This is a genomic window from Streptomyces sp. NPDC008238 (assembly GCF_042956445.1).
Lineage (GTDB): Bacteria > Actinomycetota > Actinomycetes > Streptomycetales > Streptomycetaceae > Actinacidiphila.
In genome coordinates this window covers 27,965-45,576 of the sequence record NZ_JBIBGK010000032.1, presented here as the reverse complement: position 1 = coordinate 45,576, position 17,612 = coordinate 27,965, and the positions used below count along the sequence as shown (strand labels likewise).

Annotated in this window: 16 protein-coding genes, 1 tRNA gene, 2 pseudogenes and 1 riboswitch; of the genes and pseudogenes, 8 read left to right on the top strand and 11 right to left on the bottom strand. The window is 72.2% G+C overall.

All coding sequences use genetic code 11. The features are described from left to right. Positions 1-356: 356 nt before the first annotated feature. Together ACFZAU_RS36730 and ACFZAU_RS36725 are read left to right on the top strand one after the other, a co-directional pair. Positions 357-749, top strand: a complete 393-nt coding sequence (locus ACFZAU_RS36730) for a hypothetical protein (protein ID WP_500555786.1) — start codon at positions 357-359, stop codon at positions 747-749. A 273-nt stretch (positions 750-1,022) separates the two neighbouring features. Then, entirely contained in the window at positions 1,023-1,796 is a 774-nt protein-coding gene (locus ACFZAU_RS36725) for a hypothetical protein (protein ID WP_500555785.1), read from the top strand. 92 nt (positions 1,797-1,888) lie between these two features. On the opposite strand, the gene ACFZAU_RS36720 is transcribed toward ACFZAU_RS36725, so the two are convergent. Next, the gene (locus ACFZAU_RS36720) at positions 1,889-2,014 is read right to left on the bottom strand and encodes a hypothetical protein (RefSeq protein ID WP_500555784.1); all 126 of its coding nucleotides are present in this window, start codon (positions 2,012-2,014) and stop codon (positions 1,889-1,891) included. A 28-nt stretch (positions 2,015-2,042) separates the two neighbouring features. On the opposite strand from ACFZAU_RS36720, the gene ACFZAU_RS36715 reads away from it, so the two are divergent. Beyond that, on the top strand, positions 2,043-2,690 hold the full coding sequence (locus ACFZAU_RS36715) for a hypothetical protein (protein WP_500555783.1): 648 nt from the start codon (positions 2,043-2,045) through the stop codon (positions 2,688-2,690). Between the two features lie 6 nt (positions 2,691-2,696). On the opposite strand, the gene ACFZAU_RS36710 is transcribed toward ACFZAU_RS36715, so the two are convergent. Further along, on the bottom strand, positions 2,697-3,311 hold the full coding sequence (locus ACFZAU_RS36710) for a hypothetical protein (RefSeq protein WP_500555782.1): 615 nt from the start codon (positions 3,309-3,311) through the stop codon (positions 2,697-2,699). 530 nt (positions 3,312-3,841) lie between these two features. On the opposite strand from ACFZAU_RS36710, the gene ACFZAU_RS36705 reads away from it, so the two are divergent. The 3 genes from ACFZAU_RS36705 to ACFZAU_RS36695 all read left to right on the top strand — a co-directional run bounded on the left by ACFZAU_RS36705 (position 3,842) and on the right by ACFZAU_RS36695 (position 6,142). Beyond that, positions 3,842-4,252: a hypothetical protein gene (locus ACFZAU_RS36705; protein ID WP_500555781.1), complete on the top strand. Its 411-nt coding sequence runs from the start codon at positions 3,842-3,844 to the stop codon at positions 4,250-4,252. Positions 4,253-4,495: 243 nt separating this feature from the next. Next, positions 4,496-5,215: a DinB family protein gene (locus tag ACFZAU_RS36700; protein WP_500555780.1), complete on the top strand. Its 720-nt coding sequence runs from the start codon at positions 4,496-4,498 to the stop codon at positions 5,213-5,215. A 453-nt stretch (positions 5,216-5,668) separates the two neighbouring features. Then, on the top strand, positions 5,669-6,142 hold the full coding sequence (locus ACFZAU_RS36695) for a hypothetical protein (protein ID WP_500555779.1): 474 nt from the start codon (positions 5,669-5,671) through the stop codon (positions 6,140-6,142). 561 nt (positions 6,143-6,703) lie between these two features. Here the strand turns inward: ACFZAU_RS36695 and ACFZAU_RS36690 are convergent. Then, positions 6,704-6,937, bottom strand: a complete 234-nt coding sequence (locus ACFZAU_RS36690; protein WP_500555813.1) for a barstar family protein — start codon at positions 6,935-6,937, stop codon at positions 6,704-6,706. Between the two features lie 173 nt (positions 6,938-7,110). Next, positions 7,111-7,521, bottom strand: a complete 411-nt coding sequence (locus ACFZAU_RS36685) for a hypothetical protein (RefSeq protein WP_500555778.1) — start codon at positions 7,519-7,521, stop codon at positions 7,111-7,113. Between ACFZAU_RS36685 and ACFZAU_RS36680 the strand changes: the two are divergent. Next, positions 7,502-7,804, top strand: a pseudogene (locus tag ACFZAU_RS36680) (tyrosine-type recombinase/integrase); the annotation flags it as partial. The gene ACFZAU_RS36685 and the pseudogene ACFZAU_RS36680 overlap by 20 nt on opposite strands. 145 nt (positions 7,805-7,949) lie before the next feature. Here the strand turns inward: ACFZAU_RS36680 and ACFZAU_RS36675 are convergent. After that, a tRNA-Val gene (locus tag ACFZAU_RS36675) sits at positions 7,950-8,024 on the bottom strand. A 64-nt stretch (positions 8,025-8,088) separates the two neighbouring features. Next, positions 8,089-9,343: pseudogene (locus ACFZAU_RS36670) on the bottom strand (cytochrome P450). Between the two features lie 405 nt (positions 9,344-9,748). Between ACFZAU_RS36670 and ACFZAU_RS36665 the strand changes: the two are divergent. Further along, positions 9,749-10,918, top strand: coding sequence for a steroid 3-ketoacyl-CoA thiolase (locus ACFZAU_RS36665; protein ID WP_500555777.1), 1,170 nt, complete (start codon positions 9,749-9,751; stop codon positions 10,916-10,918). A 374-nt stretch (positions 10,919-11,292) separates the two neighbouring features. Here ACFZAU_RS36665 and ACFZAU_RS36660 read toward each other — a convergent pair whose 3' ends face one another. The 5 genes from ACFZAU_RS36660 to ACFZAU_RS36640 all read right to left on the bottom strand — a co-directional run bounded on the left by ACFZAU_RS36660 (position 11,293) and on the right by ACFZAU_RS36640 (position 17,414). Beyond that, positions 11,293-12,192 (bottom strand): ECF transporter S component, encoded by a 900-nt coding sequence (locus ACFZAU_RS36660; RefSeq protein ID WP_500555812.1) that lies wholly within the window; start codon positions 12,190-12,192, stop codon positions 11,293-11,295. Beyond that, entirely contained in the window at positions 12,144-13,757 is a 1,614-nt protein-coding gene (locus ACFZAU_RS36655) for an ABC transporter ATP-binding protein (protein WP_500555776.1), read from the bottom strand. The genes ACFZAU_RS36660 and ACFZAU_RS36655 overlap by 49 nt, the downstream gene beginning before the upstream one ends. Next, positions 13,754-14,869, bottom strand: a complete 1,116-nt coding sequence (locus ACFZAU_RS36650) for a CbiQ family ECF transporter T component (RefSeq protein ID WP_500555811.1) — start codon at positions 14,867-14,869, stop codon at positions 13,754-13,756. Before ACFZAU_RS36650 ends, ACFZAU_RS36655 begins: the two co-directional genes overlap by 4 nt. 791 nt (positions 14,870-15,660) lie before the next feature. Further along, positions 15,661-16,284 (bottom strand): SCO2322 family protein, encoded by a 624-nt coding sequence (locus ACFZAU_RS36645; protein WP_500555775.1) that lies wholly within the window; start codon positions 16,282-16,284, stop codon positions 15,661-15,663. Then, positions 16,281-17,414 carry an SCO2321 family membrane protein gene (locus tag ACFZAU_RS36640; protein ID WP_500555774.1) on the bottom strand — a complete coding sequence of 378 codons (1,134 nt, stop codon included), beginning with the start codon at positions 17,412-17,414 and terminating at the stop codon, positions 16,281-16,283. The genes ACFZAU_RS36645 and ACFZAU_RS36640 overlap by 4 nt, the downstream gene beginning before the upstream one ends. Before the next feature lie 108 nt (positions 17,415-17,522). Next, positions 17,523-17,600: riboswitch (cobalamin riboswitch) on the bottom strand. Positions 17,601-17,612: the final 12 nt, after the last annotated feature.

The following is a 17,612-nucleotide window of genomic DNA, read 5'->3' as shown; positions in this document are numbered from 1 at the left end:
GTCATCGAGGGCGTCGAACAGCCGGCCTCCCTGGACCGCGGACATGCGCTCTGCGATTTCTGCGGGCGTGAGCCGGCCGACGTCCGTGCACTCGTCGGGGATGCGTTCGGTGCCGCCCGGACGGGATTGCAGCGGAAGACCGGAGCCACGCCCCGCGCGTAGCAGGATGCGACTCTCCGGAGGGCGGGCCTTTGCTTGTTCCGGCTCCGACGTGCATTTGACTATCCCGAGGCCTGGCACGTACATCATGGGATCCGCCAAGTGCGCCTTGCGGGTGCCGAGTCGGGTGTGGGTACCTCCTGCGGTGCTCTGCCCGGCCGTTACGATCGCGGCTCACCCACGGATGAGGAGGTGCCGTGCACGAGAAGCACTCTGCCGAGCCGGCCGAGATCCGGCCTGAGCCGTACGCGCGCGCAGTCCGTGGTTGTACGGCCGCCATCGTTTTCGCCTTTGCCGTACTCGTGGTGTTGTTCAGCTTCGGGGGGACCATCGAGATGGAGTCGTTCCCCGGGTTGCGGGAGAACATGGGGCCGGTGATCGTCTACATGCTGGTGTTCGCGGCCCTGGTGGGCGTCGGCGGACTGGCGCTCTCCGGCTGGCGGTCCTACGGGGGATGGGCTGCTGTCGCCTGCATCGGTGTCCTCATGGCAGTGCGGATGTGGACGCTCGCGCCGGCGCTCCACTGCTGGTCGTACGACAGCGTGGGGCGCAATGACGACGGCTCGTACAGCTGCGTGAACCGGGGATAGTTGCTTCCCTGAGGCCTCAGGAGTGGCCTCGTCGTCCCGAAGCACTGCACGCGACCCTGTGACTTCGGGCGGAACCGTCCATCTTCCGCGTCCGTGGTCGTCCGCGTTCGTGCGGTGGCTGTCGCGGCGTATTTCAAAGCCCGGGCCGGCGGCGACATGCGGCGGACGGGTCGGTAACCGCTCCGAGAAATCCGATGGCACCAACAGCCCTCCGGCGACAAGACTGCCCCGGTGAACACCCCGCCGTCGATGCCCGGCCCGCTTTCCATGCCCATGCCGGATCCACGTGGCCGCTACATCGTTCTGGACTACGACGGCATGCACGCCTTGGTCTCGGACCTGGTTCTGCCTCAGGGGGCGTCGATGTACGTCATGAGCGCGATGGAAACCTCCCGCGAGCTCATCCGGCACTCCTACTACCGCTACGAGTTCGCCACCGTCGCCGTCACGCACTCCCTGTTCGCCCTGGAGCACGTCCTCGCCGAACGACTGGGCTCGAACGACCCGCTTCACGCCCTGATCCAGCGGGCCACCGACGCGGGACTCATCACGGCCGGACTCGCCGCCGAACTCGACCGCAGCCGACGACTGCGCGACCGGCTCACGCGGGGCGCCGCGTCAAGTGCCGCCGTCGGAGCGGCCCAAGCGGTCGCCATGGTGCGTGCCGTCTTCGATGCCGTCGCCCTGCTCCTTCGCCCACCGTCCGCGGCAGAGACGAGAGCCATCCCGGTGGGCGGAGCACAGCCCGCTGGCGGACTCGCCCGGCTGTGGAAGGACCACCAGCGCGCGCTGTTCCCCGACGGCTTCCGCGGCGTGGACTTCGACGGCGTGGACCTGGTCCTCCTGGACGCCGACGTCGCCGGCCTCGTGCAACGAGAACTGGACGGCGGACTCGACGACAGGGGCATTGCCTCCCTCTGGGGCCGCATCGCCGACCTCGACAAGATCGTGCCCCTGATCAACGAGGAGTACTGCGCCTCCTACTTCACGAAACTTCGGACGATGGCACAGGTCGCAGCATCGCCCTACATCCCCCATGCGATCTGACTGCCGGGGTCGAAACAGATTCGGGCCTGGTGGTCGAGGGCGTCGAGGGTGGGCAGATCAGAGCGGCCTTGGAGAGTCCTGGGCTCAGCCGGTCATCGCGACGGCGACGCCACGTTGTTGACCGCGGCTGACCGCCCGATGCGGCGCAGCTGCGGCACGCCGGCGCGGCGGCGGTTGTGCTGCGCCGTGGGCAGGTTGACCTGCTCGGCAACGGCCACGGCGAGGAGGCCTAAGGTTGCGGGCGTGATGCGTGACCTGATCGCGGCGTTCAATGCCGCCGCACGCGAGCGTATGACGGAGGCCGGCTGGCGTCGGCGCGGCCGCGGGGGCATCTTCACGCTGGACCTTGGCGATGGCTTCGAAGCCTGGGTCGGTCTCAACACAGCCACGAGGTATCACCCTCTCCAGATCAATCCGGTTGCCGGTCTCGCATACGTGCCGCTGGAACGGCTCCTGGCTGAACTGCTGGGTGAGAAGCCCGTCCCAGGAAAGGCCACCCTGAGCAGGCCGATCGGATACCTCACCCCGTACAGCAGTTTCCTTCAGCTGAAGATCGCGACTCCCGAGGCCGCTGGACCCGCAGCCGAAGAGCTCGTGGAGCTGGTCATCCGGTACGGGCTTCCGCACTCGCGCCGCTACGCAAGTCCGGACAGGCTGCTGGCTGCGTTGGAGGAAGGCGGCCACGTGGGCAATCCCGGGCGGGCGAATCTTCTGATCCCGGCACTGCATCTCTTGCGGGGTGAGGCCGACCGGGCCACCTCCACCGCACAGCAGCACCTGCTTCGATACGGCAACGACCTCAGCATGGCGAACGTCGAGGAGTACCACCGGTTCGCCCGCGCCCTCGTGGTGCGCCACGGCCTGGATCTCGACGTGCTCGGCCACGATGGGTAGCAGCGGTCAGGCCTTGCCTGCGGTGGCCAGACTGATGGCCAGCAGTGGGAAGCCCGCGATGAGCAACGTGACGCCAACGGCGAAGGTGCGCATCATGCGCAGCATGTACATCTGCCAGGGGCGGCTTCGTGACGGCGTGAGCCCCAGCCGCTCGGCCGCGCGGCGGGAGACGTCTATCCGGCCGGCTGGAGCCTGCGTGATCGCCGTTCGAATCTCCACGTCGTGACCTTCGTCGAGGATGAGGCGGACACCGTGCGCATCCTTGATCGCGAGCTGGTCCACCGCCGGCGTATAGGGACCTTGGAGTTCGATCCGTCGCACCTTGACCAGACTGGTGAGATCGACCGTGCGTCGCCCACATTGGGTGCGTGCTGTCAACAGATGACCGTCACGCAGCTCCGGGGATCGCGCCTCAGCGGGACTCTGCCACACAGCGAAGCCGATCAGGGGGGAGAAGAGGGCGAGGGCGCACCATGCGTCCCCGACCAGCCCGGACCTCACGAGCAGCGTAGGGATCACCACCAGCAGGAGAACTACCAGCAGCGCTGCCCAGCCCACCATCTGCTGATTGATGCGGCCCTGGCCTGCAGTAACGCCGTCGATGGGGCGATCAGAAGTCACCTCGCGACGATACCGGTGGCCGGTACGCGACGTACGTTGGGTGTCACGTCGATTGTCCGGGCGAGGTTCGTGCGGCCCCGCCGGCGGTGTTCCGTTGCACGAGGTCGGTGGGCACGGCCCAGAGACGGCCCGGAGACGGTGCTCGACTCGTGGGCGACATCCGTTCCAGGAGCGAGGTCGGCCATCAGCGCCGCGCCTGCGGGCTCCCTGTCTTGACCAGAGCCCGGAGGCCGTACCCTTGCGCACCCCTGATCCGCGTGATTCCCCTCCTGGCTCCCCGCCCGATGCGGCACGGCTGTGGCACGCCCGCCGGCTGTTACCGTGCGCGTGTGGACGAGATACCCGGGTCGCCGCCGTGGCTTTTCCAGCGCATCCAGGCCGGGAGGCCGCCGATGAGGGACCACCGGGCGCGTATGTCGGCCGGGGCGCTGTCCGTTGCCGCGCTGCTCCTGACCGTTGCCTGTACCCCCGGTGCGCCCGCGCGAGCGCAAGAGGCGTCGAAGAACGGGAAACAGGCCGCAGGCTGCGAGTTGCGCGACACCACGCAGCAGATCACCGACCGGTTCTCGAAACTGGGCACGGTCGTCCGCACGCGGTGGTGCGCCGTCAACCTCACCGGTGGTTCCGGCCGGGTCCCGGGGCCGACCGACTTCCGGCTCGTGGGCTACTTCGACACCACGGCGGCCGACATGAAGGGGCTCCTCGACCACCCCTACTGGACGTTCGAGCATTCACGGCCCAAGAGCATCCCCGGTCCCGTCGCCCAGGCCGCCGGCACGGCGTCGGTCTCGTCATGGATGACGAGCACCGACCTGGAGAGGACGGTCACGCGCGACCTCTACACAGCCACCTTCTACCTGGACGGGGAGTCCAACCGCATCGTCTTCGACACGGTGAACCCCATCAACCCCAAGGACAAGGCGGTCATCGTCAAAGGCTGACCCCTCCGGCACCCGCAGGGGTGGCGCTCGCGCCGCCCCACCATCCTTCTTGGCGTGGCTGATGTCAGGGCTTGCAGCGCATGCGGTCGACCCTTCCCCTAGCCATCGCGGCTGGAGCCCGCAGCTTGAGGAGCGGCCGGTGCGGAGAGGCGCAGCGGTCGCTTCGTGATCGTCCGAGACCTGCCAGGTGAGTCGCGAGCTGGGGATGCCGGCTTGTCAGTGCTCGGACCTAGCATGCGGAGCATGAAGCGGTACGTTGATGAGGATCTGCACGGTGCCGAGTTCCGCGAGTGCGATCTGACCGGGGCACGCCTGATCGGCGTCGCCATGCAGGATGCTGTGATCGACGGGCTCGTCACCAACCTCGTGGTGAACGGTGTCGAGGTCACCGAGTACGTCGAGGCAGAGCTCGACCGGCGTCATCCGGTGCGCGTGCTGATCCGCTCCGAGGACCCGGCCGATCTGCGCGAGGCATCGCGTCAGCTCCATGCCGGCTGGGCCGCCACGATCGAGCGCATCCGCCGTAAGCCCGGCATCGAGCGCCGCAGCGTGAACGACGAGTGGTCGGCGGTGCAGACGATGCGCCATCTGGTCTTCGTCCACGACTCGTGGTTCCGCCGCTGCTGCCTGGGCTCGACGGAGCTGTTCACGCCGATGGGCATCGGGCCGACCGTCGAGCCCTACCGTGGAGCGCACGGGCTTGACCTCTCGCTCGATCCGGCCCTCGACGAGATCGTGAGCGTGCGTGACGCACAGGCCGCCGAGCTCGAGGCCTGGCTTGACGAGGTCACCGCTGGGCAGCTCGCAGCGCGCGCGCCGGTGCCCGACGACGATGTCTGGCCGCCGTACGCCCGGGGCCGCTCGGTGCGGCAGTGCCTTGGCACGGTGCTCAACGAGACCTTCGAGCACCACGGCTTCTGCGTCCGCGACCTCGACCTGATCGAGGCACAGGACGCCGAGTAGGGCCGGCTGGGGACTCGAGCCAGCCGTGGGGGTCTGCCATTGTCGGCAGTCGTCAAGCATGGCCCGGCGCAAGCCCCAACCGAGCTCCGGCAGGCCTCAGAGAGCGATGGGCTCGTACGTCATGGCTCGGTCGACGACCTTCTCCCCGTTCAGCGCGGGGTCGAGTTCCAAGGGGATGGTGGCTGCCGTACTCGCCGTGACCGACTGGGGGTCTTCTCAATGGTGGGCGTGGACGGTTTCGAACCGCCGACATCTGCCTCGCAAGTTCGATCCGGGCCTGCTGCGGCGGCTTTCGTCGATTGGTGCGACGGCCGGGCCGAGGTGCTGGTGTACGCACCCGTCCAGCGTCGTTGATGTCAGCCGCTGATGTCAGCCCCTGCACGCGGTCTTTGCAGGCGGGGCGGCGCTGTTGAGCGATTGGGGCTGTCCTTGGCGTGGCGGAGAATAGGGCTCATGTGCGCTCTTTTCGACCCCGCTGAGCCTCGCCGCGTCTCGCCGGGCGAGTACCCCGTGTGGGACCAGGCTCTCGCCCTTCTGAACCGGGACCTGGCGGTGACGCTTCCCCAGCTGGACCCCCTGCAGCTGCTGGCCCTTCCGTCCTACGACGCGGATGAGCCGGAGAACGTCTACGTCGCCATGGCCAACGGCGAGTGGCACGGCAACCACTTGGACCCGAACTCACAGGACAGCCTTGCCTCTGCACTGGCGAGCGTCGCCGATGCCGCGCAGGAGACCGTCATGGAGCTTCTGCGGCAGGCGTGGCCCCTGTGCCCCGAGCATGACCTGGGCATGCATCCAAGGGAGGACACAGAAGAGCGACTGTCCTGGTGGTGCGCGGGAGAACGGTTGCGTCGCGGCCCGGCTCATATTCACGCGGCCGTGGGTGCACTCGACGCCTTGGGAGAGTCGACCCGTATACGGTCTTGAAAACCGTCGTGGCAGCGATGACACCGTGGCTTCACATCCCACCCCCACCGCAGGTGAACGGCCTCTGACCAGGCAGCGGCTTGGGATTGGGTCCACGCACCCGGCGTAGGCTGTCGCGGGATGAGGTCGCCCGCACGGTAAAGGACGGGACCCGGAGTGCGGACAGGGTCGTCTGCCTCATCCATCTGACTTCGTCGCGGTGCACACCCAGTTTGGAAGACTGAGGCTGCGGACCCAGGGCGACGGCGGTGACCGAGGGGACGATGCTGTTTGCCTTCAGCGCGTACGGGTCGTTGAAGTAGCCAATGCGGCCATGAGAACAGCCTCGCATGGTGCGGTGTCGGAGATCGGCCCGCCATCCAGCTCTACGAGCAACGGGTGGATGGAGGGGCTCCTAGCCAGTCTTCACCGGCAAGTGTGGCGGTCAGACGCCCACCGGACAGAGAAGTGACAACGTCCCTGCCCGTCCTGACTGCTTCGGTGAAGGAGGCGGGCGGCGTCTGCCGTAGCGCGAATACGGAGTGAAGGGCGAACCGCGGCCTTGTTGCGTCCACCATGCCGTCAGCGTCGAGTCGGAGATTTGCCTGCCACGCCGCCTGGCACAGCACTGACGACTGCGACGTCTGGTTCACCGTGGCCCGGGCCGTGCCAGTCGTGCAGGCAGTCTGCGAGTGCGTCCCAGTTGTGGCCGAAGTAGTCAGCGAACGAGAGTTCACGGGCGAAGGTCCGGAACAGCGCTATTGGATGCGTCAGTTCGCCGCCATCGAGCCTAAAGAAGAGGCCCCCGCGTTCCATGAGCTCGGAGAGCTCACCGGTCAACCACAAGTCATTCTCGTACGTAAAGACCACCCACGGCGGTCTGGGCGCGGTCAAGGATGGGGCATCCACAGCTGTGATTCTCCCATCCGCCTTCTCCCCGCGGGTCATCTCGGCGACGTGGACCGCCTGAGCGGGATCTAGCTGCCTGTTCAGTTGGGTCGGCCGCGCTCCCATGCGTAGTCGAAGCTGCGCATGTAGTGCCGGAAGGTGCGGGCACTGGGCAGGTAGCGGAAGTGCAGGACCGGGTTCTGGCCGGGGGGAGCTTCGCGGACGTGCGGGTTCACCAAGACGTCGTCGTCGAAGTGGTAGATGGAGTTGTAGAGGATCGTGTCGTGCGACCTGACCTCCACACCTGGCGTGGCCATGCTCGGTTCGAGATAGCGGCGCTTGATCCTGGCTCGCGCGGCCAGGTCCCCGCCGATCCCCTCCTTGTTGCCGCACTGGTGGACCGCCTCCGATTCCGGGTCGCCCAGCAGTTTCCGCACCTGCGCGCCGGCGGCGGCCTTCTGCGCCAGCAACTCGGGGCGGTCGGAATGGTTGTACGCGGAGCCGGGCCGCACGGGTCGGGTCTTCGTCGGGCCGCGCGGGGGAGTGCTGCGACGGAACACTTCCGGCGGATCTGGCTGCGGGCCATCGGCGCGGCCGGCCTCGGGGACGTCCACTTCCACGATCTGCGGCACACCGGGAACACCGTCGCCGCGACGGGCGGGGCCGGGGCCTCCACGTGGGAACTGATGCACCGCATGGGGCGCTCGTCGGTGCGGGGCGCGCTCATCTATCAGCATCTCGTCAGATGGTCGCGACCACGAGATCGCGGGGCACGTGGACGACCAGATCCGGCGGGGGTCAAGGGGACGGACTCCGATGTGGATTCTGGTGGACTTTCTGGTACGTGAGTGGCACGGCGGCCCTCACGGGCGGCAAAAGATCAAGGCCCAGGCATCCGGACTCATGCTGGATGACCTGGGCCTTTTGCTTGCCATGGGGCTGGTGGGCGTGGACGGTTTCGAACCGCCGACATCTGCCTTGTAAGGGCAGCGCTCTACCGCTGAGCTACACGCCCGCTGGACATGCGAAAGCACACCCTACCCTGCCATACCCGGTGGCCAGCAAACGCACGCCCGGGGTCAGGTGTAGGTCACGCGGAGTTGCTTCACGCCGTTGAGCCAGGGGGAGCGGAGGCAGGCGGGGTTCGCCGGCGAGGCGGATGGCGGGGAGGGTGTCGGCTATGGCGTTGAAGATGAGGTCGATCTCGAGGCGGGCGAGGCTGGCGCCGAGGCAGAAGTGGGGGCCGCCGCCGCCGAAGCCGAGGTGGGGGTTGGGGTCGCGGGTGATGTCGAAGGCCTCGGGGGCGGTAAAGACCTCGGGGTCGTGGTTGGCGGAGGCGTAGAAGATGCCGACCCGGTCGCCCTCGCGGATCTTGGCGCCGCTCAGTTCCGTGTCGTGGGTGGCGGTGCGCTGGAAGGAGGTCACGGGGGTCGCCCAGCGGACGATCTCGTCGGCGGTGGTGCGCGGGCGCTCGGCGCGGAAGAGTTCCCACTGGTCGGGATGGGTGAGGAGGGCGTGCATGCCGTGGGTGATGGCGTTGCGCGTGGTCTCGTTCCCCGCGACGGCCAGGACCAGGACGAAGAAGCCGAACTCGTCCGTCGTGAGGTTGCCCTCGTCCTCGGCGGCGACCAGCTTGGTGACGATGTCGTGCGCGGGGCAGGCCTTGCGCTCGGTGGCCATGTTCATCGCGTAGGAGATGAGCTCGATGGAGGACTTCGTGCCGACCTCCTCGGTGATGGCCAGCTCGGGGTCGTCGTAGCCGATCATCTTGTTGGACCACTCGAAGATCTTGCTGCGGTCCTCCTGCGGGACGCCGATGAGTTCGGCGATGGCCTGGAGGGGCAGTTCGCACGCGATGTCGGTGACGAAGTCGCCGGTGCCGTGGGCGGCGGCCCCCGCGATGATGTGCTCGGCGCGGCGGCGGAGGGCGTCCTCGAGGGCGCGGATAGCGCGGGGGGTGAAGCCGCGCTGGACGATCTGCCGCAGGCGGGTGTGCTCGGGCGGGTCCATGTTGAGGATGATCAGCTGCTGGGCGTCGATCCGGTCCCGCTGCATGTGTTCGTTGAAGCGGATGATCGCCGTGTTGGTGCGCGAGGAGAAGGTCTCCGGCGTGGTGGAGACCGTCCTGACGTCGCTGTGCCGCGTCACCGCCCAGTAGCCGTCGTCCCCGAAGCCGGCGAGGCCGTGGGGCTGGGGGATCCAGGAGACGGGTGCCGTGCGCCGGAGGGCGGCGAACTCCGGGAGCGGTATGCGCTCCTGGTTGACGTCCGGGTCGGTGAAGTCGAAGCCGTCGGGGAGGGCGGGGCAGGAGGGGGGCGGCGGCGTGGCGGACATCGGCGGCTCCTGGTCCGGTTGGCTCCTGGTCCGGTGCTGGTGCTGGTCCGGTGCTGGTGCTGTGCTGGTTCCGGTCCGGTGGTGGTTCCGTTCTGGTGCCGCTCGGTGGTGGTCGCGTTCTTGTGCCGGTTCGGTGGTCTTCCGGTCTGTGGTCCGGTGCGGTTGAGGGCCGGGGCCGGGTGCGTCCCCGCGTACCGTCTTCTGACGGGGCATCAGATGTGCCTGTGGACGGTAGCCCCGCCCCCTTCAAGTCGCAAGGCCCGTGGCGGTGCGGATCGGCCGGCTTGGTGCACGCCCCTTGCGCCCGCGTACCGCCGGTAATCAGACTGCTGGGCAGAACTAGAACGCGTACTAGTTCTGCCGTGGGCGCCGGGACGCCCCGCGGCCGAGGAGAGGACGAGGTACATGGCCGCTGAACCCGTCATCGTCGAAGCTGTACGCACCCCCATCGGCAAGCGCGGCGGCGCGCTCGCCAATCTGCACCCCGCCTACCTGCTGGGCGAGACGTACCGCGAACTGCTCGGCCGCACCGGCATCCAGCCCGACGCGGTGGAGCAGATCGTCGGCGGTACGGTCACCCACGCCGGGGAGCAGTCCATGAACCCGGCGCACACCGCCCCGCTGGCCTGCGGGCTGCCGTACGAGACGGCGGCGACCACCGTGGACTGCCAGTGCGGCTCCTCGCAGCAGGCCAACCACATGGTCGCCAACATGATCGCGGCCGGGGTGATCGACATCGGCATCGGCTGCGGCGTCGAGGCCATGTCGCGGGTGCCGCTCGGCAGCGGTTCCAAGCACGGCCCCGGCAAGCCCTTCCCGGACGAGTGGAACGTGGACCTGCCCAACCAGTTCGAGGCCGCCGAGCGCATCGCCCGGCGTCGCGGGCTGACCCGCGAGGACGCCGACCGGCTCGGGCTGCTGTCCCAGGAGCGGGCGGCGCGGGCCTGGGCCGAGGAGCGCTTCAAGCGGGAGACCTTCGCCGTGCAGGTGCCCACGACGGAGGAGGAGCAGCTCGCCGGCCAGAGCATGTGGCGGCTGGTCGACCGTGACGAGGGGCTGCGCGACACCAGCATGGAGGCGCTGTCCGGGCTGAAGGCGATCATGCCGACGGCCGTGCACACCGCGGGCAACTCCTCGCAGATCTCGGACGGCGCGGCGGCCGTGATGTGGGCGTCCAAGCGGATGGCCCGGGCGCTGAGGCTGCGGCCGCGGGCCCGGATCGTGGCGCAGGCCCTGGTCGGCGCGGACACGCACTACCACCTGGACGGGCCGGTCGACGCGACCCGCACGGTGCTGGGCAAGGCCGGCATGACCCTGAACGACATCGACCTCGTCGAGGTCAACGAGGCCTTCGCCTCCGTGGTGCTGTCCTGGGCCCGGGTCTTCGACCAGGACCTGGAGAAGGTCAACGTCAACGGCGGCGCGATCGCCCTCGGTCACCCCGTGGGCGCCACCGGGGCCCGGCTGATCACCACGGCGCTGCACGAACTGGAACGTGCGGACAAGGAGTTCGCGCTGATCGTGATGTGCGCCGGCGGAGCCCTCGCCACCGGCACGATCATCCAGCGGATCTGACCCGGAGAGCGCGGCCGGCCCCGGTACGCCCGGGGGACCACCGCATTCCGGGCGGCGGGCGGCGGGCGGCGGGCGGCGGCGCCGGGCATGGGCGCATGCCTTCCCACCCCACGGACAGGCGTCCTCCGCGAGCGCGGGGGAGGGCGCTCGCGAGCGCCGCCACCGTCCTCGCGACGGCCGTCGCGAGCGGCGCCGTCGCGGGGCCGGTGGCGGCCGTGGCCGCCCCGCGTCCACCCGCCGCGACGGCCCCCGCCGGCCGCGGCCGGCTGCTCTCTGTGACCCGCCGGCGACGTACGACCGCGCCGCGTTGTGCGCCTGCCCGGCGACACCGGCCGTTTGGGCGCGTTCCCGCGCCGGTTCGCCGCGCCGGCCCGTCAGCGCGGCTGAGCCGGCCCGTCCGGTGCGCGCGGTCCCCCGTCCCCGAAGGCCACCGGGGCGCCGAAGGCGGCGCGCCGGGTCGCCCGGCGCAGCGCGCGCAGCACGAACGGGCCCAGGGTGAGGGCCAGCACCGCGGTCAGCACGGCACGCGGAAGGTCCCAGCCGAGGGAGGTGGCCAGGCAGTACGCGACGAAGCGGGCGAGGTTGTCCGGGAGCGGGTCGCCCGGAACGAAGGAGACCCCGGAGGACAGGCCGCCCAGGTACGGCCAGCCCTGCAGGTTCATGACCGTCCCGTACGCGATCGAGGACACCGCCCCGTACCCGGCGAGCAGGACGAGCTCGCCCCGGCCGCGCAGCCGCGCGGCGCCCGGGAGCAGGCCCGCACCGAGCGCCACCCAGCCCATCGAGAGCATCTGGAACGGCATCCACGGCCCGACCCCGCCGGTGAGCAGGGCCGAGGCGAACATCGTCAACGCGCCCAGCGAGAAGCCGAAGCCGGGGCCGAGCACCCGGCCGGACAGCACGACGAGGAAGAACATCGGCTCGATGCCCGCCGTGCCGCCGCCGAGCGGCCGCAGGGCCGCGCCCGCCGCGGCCAGCACGCCCAGCATGGCGACGGACTTGGCGCTCAGGCCCTCCTCGTCGTCCGCGATCGTCGCCATGACGACGGCGAGCAGCAGCGGCAGCAGCAGCGCGAACAGCCAGGGGGCGTCCGCGCTGTGGGCGAGCCCGGAGCCCGGGTCGGCGAGCAGCGGCCAGCCGAACGCGGCGACGCCGATCAGGGAGACGAGGGTCAGCGCGACGACGGCCCGGCGGCCCAGCCGGACCGCGCGCGGCGGACGCGCGCTCACGCCGTCCCCGTCAGGGCCGCCTCGACCTGGCCGACGGTCAGCCAGGGCAGGGGGCCGAGCACCTTGGCGACCTGCGGCGCGAAGGCCGGGGAGGAGACGACGACGTCAGCCGTGGGCCCGTCCGCGACGAGGTCACCGTCGGCGAGGACGACCACGCGGTGGGCGAGTTCGGCGGCGAGTTCGACGTCGTGGGTGGCGAGGACGACGGCGTGGCCGTCCGCGCCGAGCGCGCGCAGGTGCGCGGCGAGACGGGCCTTGGCGGCGTAGTCCAGGCCGCGGGTCGGCTCGTCGAGCAGGATCAGCGGGGGCCGGGCGGTCAGTACGACGGCGAGGGCGAGCGCCAGGCGCTGGCCCTCGGACAGGTCGCGCGGGTGGGCGCCGTCGGCGACGCCCGGCAGCAGTTCGCCGACCAGGGCGCGGCAGGTGCCGGGCGTCGCGCGGGCGTCGGCGTCGGCGGCGGCGCACTCGGCGGCGACGGTGTCGGCGTACAGCAGGTCCCGGGGGTCCTGCGGGACGAGGCCCACGTGGCGGATCAGCTCGGCCGGCCTGGTGCGCGACGGCTCCAGACCGCCGACGCGCACGCCGCCCGAGGTGGGCGCCCGCATCCCGGCGAGCGCGGACAGCAGCGTGGACTTGCCCGCGCCGTTGCGGCCCATCAGGGCCACGGTCTCGCCCGGCCGTACGGTCAGGTCCACCGAGCGCAGCGCCTCGACGCGGCCGCGGCGCACGGTCAGTCCCGTCACGACCGCGACGGGTTCGCCCGTGGCGGGCGCGGGCGGCGCGGGCGGGGTGCGGCCGGCGAGGCGCTCGCGCAACGGGGCGGCGGCACGGCGGGCGTCGCGCACCGACAGCGGCAGCGGGGACCAGCCCGCGAGGCGCCCGAGCGCGACCACCGGCGGACGGACCGGCGAGACCGCCATGACCTCGGCGGGCGGCCCGCAGACCGGGGCGGCGCCCCCGCCGGGGAGGAGGACGACCTGGTCGGCGTAGTGCACGACCCGCTCCAGGCGGTGCTCGGCCAGCAGCACGGTCGTCCCCAGGTCGTGGACGAGCCGCTGCAGCACGGCGAGCACCTCCTCGGCGGCGGCGGGGTCGAGCGCGGACGTCGGCTCGTCCAGCACCAGCACCCGCGGGTGGACGGTGAGGACGGAGCCGATGGCGACGCGCTGCTGCTGCCCGCCGGAGAGGGTGCCGATCGGGCGGTCGCGCAGCTCGGCGAGGCCCAGCAGGTCGAGGGTCTCCTCGACGCGGCGGCGCATCACGTCGGGCGGCAGGCCTATCGACTCCATGCCGTAGGCGAGTTCGTCCTCGACGGTGTCGGTGACGAAGTGCGCGAGCGGGTCCTGGCCCACGGTGCCGACGACATGGGCGAGTTCGCGCGGCCGGTGGGTGCGCGTGTCGTGCCCGGCGACGGTGACCCGGCCGGTGAGGACGCCGCCGGTGAAGTGCGGCACGAGACCGGAGACGGCGCCCAGGAGCGTGGACTTGCCGGTGCCGGAGGGCCCGACGACCAGGCAGAGTTCGCCCTCGGGGACGGTCAGGTCGACACCGGCGACGGCGGGTTCCGCGGCGCCGTCGTACGTGACGGAGACCTGCTCGAAGCGGATCACGGGCGGGCTCCCTTCAGATGGGCGGGCAGCAGGCCCAGCAGGACGGCGGCCGCGGGCCACAGCGGCAGCGTCGGCGCGGTCAGCGGCACCACGGGCGGGTCCAGGTCGGCGGGCGAGGCACCGGCGGCCCAGATCGTCAGCGCGGCGACGGCCACGCCCGAGGCGGTGATCAGCCACGCGGTCGCGTCCCAGCGGTCGGGGCGGTAGCGGGTGCGTACGGAGCGGCGCCCGCCGAGCCGCAGCCCCGCGACGGCCGCGGCCGCACCGGCCAGCAGAAGTGGCAGGCCGTACGCGGCGCCCTGCGCGGCCAGCAGCGCGTAGGTGCCCGCGCACAGCCCGAGCAGCCCGCCGAGGGTGAGCGCGACGGTCGCCCGGCGCACGGCCGGCGGCACCTCGGCGGTGCGGCCGTAACCGCGGGCGTCCATCGCGGCCGCGAGGGCCACCGAACGCTCCAGGGCGCCCTCGAGCACGGGCAGGCCGACCTGGAGCAGCGCCCGTACGCCTTTGTCCGCGCGGCCCCGCAGCCTGCGGGCCGTCCGCAGCCGGCGGACGTCGGCGACCAGGTGCGGCGCGAACGTCATCGCGACGACCACGGCGACGCCCGCCTCGTACAGGGCGCCGGGCAGCGACTTCAGCAGCCGGGCCGGGTTGGCCAGGGCGTTCGCGGCGCCCAGGCAGGCCAGGAGGGTGGCCAGCCGCAGGCCCTCCCGGAACGCGAACCACAGCCCCTCGGCGGTGACCCGGCCGCCGAGGCGGACCCCCTGCGCCCAGTCGGGCAGGGGCACTTCGGGGAGGGTCAGCACGGTGTGCGTGCCGGGCACCGGGGAGCCCAGGACGACGGCGAACGCGAGCCGGATGGCGACGACCACCAGGCCCAGGCGGAGGAAGGCGGCGTACGACCGCGACCAGGGCGCGTCCGGCACCCGGCACACGGCGACGACGTAACCGGCGACGGCCGCGAGCAGCGCGAGCAGCGCGGGGTTCGACGTCCGCGACGCGGCCGTGGCGAGCCCCAGCGCCCACAGCCACCACGCCCCCGCGTGCGGTCCCCGCGCCCGCCCCCCGGGTGCGCCTTCCGCGCCCCCGTCCTCCGCCCTGCCCGGCCGCCGCATCAGCGCCCGCAGGCGGCCGGGGTGGCCGTCGCCGCCCGCGGTGGCCGAGCCGCCCCGGGTGCGCGGCCGCGGCCGGCCGGGCAGGGCGCGGGCCCTCGAATCGTCCGGGCCCTCGGCGACGGCCGGGTTCCAGCCGGGGACGGGGACGGTGGGCCGGTGGTCGCGGGGGTGAGGCCGGGCGGGCCCGGACGAGGCGGGTGATGGCGTGGCCCGCGTGGGGGTTGTGCCGAAGGTGCCGGGTCCGGTGAGGGAGTCGCCGAGGGGGATGCCCGTGCGGCGGGGCCGGGTGGCCAGGGTGGTCGAGCCGTCCCCGGTGGGGGTGCGCGATGGCGTGGCTCGTCCGTCGGAGGGGGCGGCCGTGTGTGGTTCGCCGCCGATGTCGTGGGGGCTGACGGACCGACGGGTTGGCGTCGCGGTGTCGTCCGTGCGGGCGGCCGGCGTAACGGCTGCCCGGTCGTCGCGCGCGTGCGGGCGGGCCGGCCCGGACGACGGGAGCGATGCCGTGGCCCGCGCGGGGGTTGTGCCGAAGGTACTGGGTCCGGTGGGGGAGTCGCCGAGGGGGATGCCCGTGCGCCGGGGCTGGGTGGCCGCCTCGGCGGTTGTGCGCGGCGGTTCGGGCCGGGCGGCGGTCGTGCTGCCCGGTGTCGCCCGCGCGGTCGGGCCGGTCAGGCCGTCGCCGTCACCGTCGCGTGGGCGCAGAAGCCGCAGCAGCCGAAGCAGGCCGAGGGGCCGCAGGGCACGCGGGCCGGGGAGCGGAGTGCCGCCGGTCCACGGCAGAGGTGTGCCGGCGGTCACGGGCGGTCGTTCCGGCGGCGGCGGATCTGCCAGGCGGCGGCCGCGGCGACGAGGAGGACGACGCCGGCGGCGCCGTACGTGCCGAGCGCGGGGCCGGGGGAGGAGGTGGGCGCGGGGGGTGCGGCGTCGTCGGTGACCTGCTCGCCGCAGCCCTTGGCGGGGTAGCCGGCGATGGCGCACACCAGGCCCGCGGAGTTGTAGCGGAGGGGGGGCGCGACCGCGGCGAGGGCTTCGGCGGAGGTGGCGTCGACGGGGACGCGGGCGCAGGCGGCGCGGGCGGCCGGTGCGTCGGCCGCGGTGCCGAAGTCGAGCAGCAGGGCGACGCGCTTGGTGCCGGGGCGGGCCGGGGTGCCGTCGCAGACGGCGGCGAACCGGGCCGTGCCGCGGGGGCGGGCGGCCGAGTCGGCGTCGGGGCTGACGCCGAAGCGCCAGCCCTCGACGGCACCGTCGTCGGGGCGGCTGAGGGCGGGCCCGGTCGTGGCGAACGTCCAGGCCTGGCCGGCCGCGTCACGCTGCCAGAAGGACCAGTAGCGGTAGGCGGCCGCGTGCGCGGGCGTCGCGACGAGGGCGGCCACCAGGGCCAGGAGGAGTGCCGCCGCCGTGAGGGGCGGCCGCCTCACAGCCGGTGCTTCCGGCCGGCGAGCAGCACACCGATGCCGATGCCGGCGACCAGGCAGGCGCCGACGAACCACCACACCGAACTGCCGCCTGAGTCGGGCTTCTGCTCCGCGACCGGGCCGAGGGCGCTGAGCCGCGTGATGTGGTCGCGCATCGGGTTGCCGGTGGCGTACGCGGCGAGGGCGAGCTGCGCGAGGGCGGTGGGATTGTCCTTCGCCCAGGCGCCGGAGTTGGCGGCGAGCCAGTTGTACGCGCCCTTGGCGGCGTCGAGGTGGCCGCCCGCGGCGAGGGCGATGACGGCGTCGGCGGTCGTGCCGAAGTCGGGGGTCTTCTGGTCGGAGCCCGGGGTGACGGCCTCGAAGTGGCTGCCGCCGGCGGTGAGCCGGGCCGCGAGCCAGGCGGCGCCCGCGTCGGAGGCGCTGCCGCCGCACTCGGTGCGCACGGCGAGGTCGCGGTCGGGGGCCTCGACGACGAAGCCCGCGCCCTCGGCGCCGCGCACGGCGTCGGCGGTGGCCTTGGCGTTGGCCGCGAGCGCCCCGGACTTCGCGTCGGGCTGGTAGGCGAACGCGCCGCCGTCCTCCTTGCCGCAGGCCAGCTGGAGGGAGCGCAGCGCGTCGTAGGGCGACCGGCCGTCGGTGGTCACGGACTTGACGTCGGTTCCGGCGGCCTTGAGGCCGCCGATGACGACGCCGGTGGAGTCGGCGTCGGAGGCGCCGCCGGGGTTGTAGGACCAGCCGCCGTCGCGGTTCTGCACCTTGGCCAGCCACTCGGCGGCGCGCTCGACGGCGAAGTCCTGGCCGTGGACGGCGAGCGCCTGCACGGCTATGGCGGTGGCGTTGGTGTCCTCGGTCTTCGGGTCGCAGGGCGCCGTCGGGTCGGGACGGTACGAGGCGAAGCCGCCGTCGGCGCACTGCTGCTTGGCGAGCCACTCCACCGCGTTCCCGGCCGGCTCCGTGTCGGCCGCGTGCAGCGCCAGCAGCGCGTACGACTGGCGCCACACGCCGTCGTACGTCGGGTCGGCCTCCCCGTACAGCGCGGCGGGCGCGGTCGCCGGCGACGGCGAGGGCGACGCGGCTATGAGGAGCGTGCTGACGGCGGCCAGGGCGGCCGCGGCGGTGCGGCGCAGGTGCATCGGGTGGTGCCTTTCGGTGAGCGGTCGCGCAGACGGATGCGGGCGCGCGGTCACGGCACCGGGCTCCGGCTCCGTGTACCTCGACGGAAGAGCCGCTCCCGTCCGCGCGGGTGCTCCGGCTGGGCCCTCCCCGGACGGGGACGGCTCACGGTTGCGGGTCAGCGCCGGATTCGCACCGGCTTCCCCCGCTCGGACGTG

Coding starts and splice junctions, on each gene's coding strand:
- ACFZAU_RS36650 (WP_500555811.1), bottom strand. CDS start 14,869: ATGCGGCGGCCGGGCAGGGCGGAGGACGGGGGCGCGGAAGGCGCACCC.
- ACFZAU_RS36700 (WP_500555780.1), top strand. CDS start 4,496: ATGAAGCGGTACGTTGATGAGGATCTGCACGGTGCCGAGTTCCGCGAG.
- ACFZAU_RS36690 (WP_500555813.1), bottom strand. CDS start 6,937: ATGGAACGCGGGGGCCTCTTCTTTAGGCTCGATGGCGGCGAACTGACG.
- ACFZAU_RS36715 (WP_500555783.1), top strand. CDS start 2,043: ATGCGTGACCTGATCGCGGCGTTCAATGCCGCCGCACGCGAGCGTATG.
- ACFZAU_RS36725 (WP_500555785.1), top strand. CDS start 1,023: ATGCCGGATCCACGTGGCCGCTACATCGTTCTGGACTACGACGGCATG.
- ACFZAU_RS36665 (WP_500555777.1), top strand. CDS start 9,749: ATGGCCGCTGAACCCGTCATCGTCGAAGCTGTACGCACCCCCATCGGC.
- ACFZAU_RS36640 (WP_500555774.1), bottom strand. CDS start 17,414: ATGCACCTGCGCCGCACCGCCGCGGCCGCCCTGGCCGCCGTCAGCACG.
- ACFZAU_RS36695 (WP_500555779.1), top strand. CDS start 5,669: ATGTGCGCTCTTTTCGACCCCGCTGAGCCTCGCCGCGTCTCGCCGGGC.